This is a genomic window from Shimia sp. (assembly GCF_041624275.1).
Taxonomy (GTDB): Bacteria; Pseudomonadota; Alphaproteobacteria; order Rhodobacterales; family Rhodobacteraceae; genus Shimia.
In genome coordinates this window covers 1-2,310 of record NZ_JBFJVE010000296.1, presented here as the reverse complement: position 1 = coordinate 2,310, position 2,310 = coordinate 1, and the positions used below count along the sequence as shown (strand labels likewise).

Here is a 2,310-nt window from a genome sequence, read left to right as displayed (position 1 = left end):
GGCGCCGGCCTTTATGGCTGCCCGACCACGGTGAACAACGTCGAATCGATTGCCGTGGTGCCGACCATCCTGCGTCGCGGCCCCGAGTGGTTCTCGTCCTTCGGTCGCCCCAACAATGCGGGCACCAAGATCTTCGGCATCTCGGGCCATGTGAACAACCCCTGTGTGGTCGAGGAGGCGATGTCGATTTCCTTCGAAGAGCTGATCGACAAGCATTGCGGCGGCATTCGCGGCGGCTGGGACAACCTTCTGGCGGTCATTCCCGGCGGCTCGTCGGTGCCCTGTGTGCGCGGTGAGAACATGCGCGACGCGGTGATGGATTTCGACGCGCTGCGCGACGTGGGTTCGTCGCTGGGCACCGCCGCCGTGATCGTGATGGACAAGCAGACCGACATTATCAAGGCGATCTGGCGCCTGTCGAAATTCTACAAACACGAGAGCTGCGGCCAGTGCACCCCCTGCCGCGAAGGCACCGGCTGGATGATGCGGGTGATGGATCGCCTGGTGAAGGGCCAGGCCGAGCTGGAAGAGATCGACATGCTGTTCAGCGTCACCAAGCAGGTCGAGGGCCACACGATCTGTGCCCTTGGCGACGCTGCCGCCTGGCCGATCCAGGGTCTGATCCGCAACTTCCGCGAAGAGATCGAAGACCGCATCAAGGCGCAGAAAACCGGCCGTATGGGCGCGATGGCGGCGGAGTAAGCACGGTGAAACTGGGGCAGCAACACAATCGGGCAGGTCAGGAGGGTCGCAGAGGTCTGCGGCGCGCCCTTGGCGTTGCCGTGATGCTGTCTCTGACCGTCGCGGTTGCCGGCTGCGGATCGTTCTCCCTGACCGGCAAGAGCCGCAGCGACACCACCTATGAAGGGGTCCGTTTCAAGAGCCGCGCCCACAGGGTCGAGGATGATCGCAGCCATTTCCGGGTCGAGGTGCGCCGCGCCACGCAATCGCTGGACGGCGCCAAGGCCTCGGGGCACCACGCCGGCACCCGCTATTGCATCGAGCAGTATGGAAGCTCGAAAATCGACTGGATTTCAGGGCCCTATCAGGAAAATGAAAGCCTGATCCTGGATGGTGACACCCTGGTGATGGAAGGCATCTGTATCGTATGAGTGCCTGTTATTGCATAGCAGAGGCGCAACGCCCTTCGCTTGGCAGCATCGCGCGCGAGGATCGCGCGCCTGTTGCAAGGAGTGAAGATATGCGTGTCATGCTGCCTGTTGTGCTGGGGGTGTCGGTTCTGGCCGGAGCGGCCGCGGCGAAACCGCCGCTGAGCGAAGTGCCCGAGATCGAGAACACCATTTTCGCCGCCGCCGTCGGCCATGAGATCAGCGAGATCTGCGACAGCATCTCGGCGCGCCGCCTGCGGGCGCTGATGCAGGCCTGGAAGCTGAAGGGGCGGGCCAACGATCTTGGCTATTCGGATGCCGAGATCAAGGAATATGTCGAGTCCGATGCCGAAAAGGCGCGGATGCGTGCCAAGGGCGAGAGCTATCTCAAGGCCCGGGGCGCCATCTATGGGCAACCGGAAACCTTCTGTGCGGTCGGCCGCGCGGAAATAGCAAAGAACAGCGCGATCGGCGCGCTTTTGAGGGCTAAGTAGACCATGTCTGACCTGCGCAAAGTCATCATCGATGAAACCGAAGTGGAAGTGGACGGCGCGATGACGCTGATCCAGGCCTGTGAAGAGGCCGGGGTGGAAATTCCGCGTTTCTGCTATCACGAGCGTCTGTCGATTGCCGGCAACTGCCGCATGTGTCTGGTCGAGGTCGTCGGCGGCCCGCCGAAGCCTGCGGCCTCCTGCGCCATGCAGGTCCGCGATCTGCGCCCCGGCCCCGAAGGGCAGCCGCCGGTGGTGAAGACCAACTCGCCGATGGTCAAGAAGGCCCGCGAAGGGGTGATGGAGTTCATGCTCATCAACCACCCGCTGGACTGCCCGATCTGCGACCAGGGCGGCGAATGCGACCTGCAGGACCAGGCCATGGCCTATGGTCTGTCGGGCTCGCGCTTCACCGAAGCCAAACGCGCCGTGGACAACCTCGATCTGGGGCCGCTGGTCTCGACCGAGATGACCCGCTGCATCTCCTGCACCCGCTGTGTGCGTTTCACCACCGAGATCGCCGGTATCGCCCAGATGGGCCAGACCGGGCGCGGCGAGGATGCCGAGATCACCAGCTATCTCAACCAGACGCTGGACAGCAACCTGCAGGGCAACATCATCGACCTGTGCCCGGTTGGCGCGCTGACCTCGAAACCCTATGCCTTCACCGCCCGCCCGTGGGAGCTGACCAAGACCGAAACCATCGACGT

At 63.4% G+C, this 2,310-nt stretch carries 4 protein-coding genes; all 4 read left to right on the top strand.

Annotated elements, in window-relative coordinates; translation table 11 throughout:
• Positions 1-702: NADH-quinone oxidoreductase subunit NuoF (gene nuoF, locus ABZD10_RS15335; protein WP_372887852.1), on the top strand; the 702-nt coding region annotated here is incomplete at its 5' end.
• Between the two features lie 83 nt (positions 703-785).
• A complete protein-coding gene (locus ABZD10_RS15330) occupies positions 786-1,112 on the top strand; it encodes a hypothetical protein (RefSeq protein WP_372887850.1) in 327 nt (108 codons plus the stop codon).
• Positions 1,113-1,201: 89 nt separating this feature from the next.
• Complete coding sequence (locus ABZD10_RS15325; RefSeq protein ID WP_372887848.1) at positions 1,202-1,603, top strand: DUF5333 domain-containing protein; 402 nt, start codon at positions 1,202-1,204, stop codon at positions 1,601-1,603.
• 3 nt (positions 1,604-1,606) lie between these two features.
• On the top strand, positions 1,607-2,310 hold a 704-nt coding region (locus tag ABZD10_RS15320; protein WP_372887847.1), incomplete at its 3' end, for a 2Fe-2S iron-sulfur cluster-binding protein.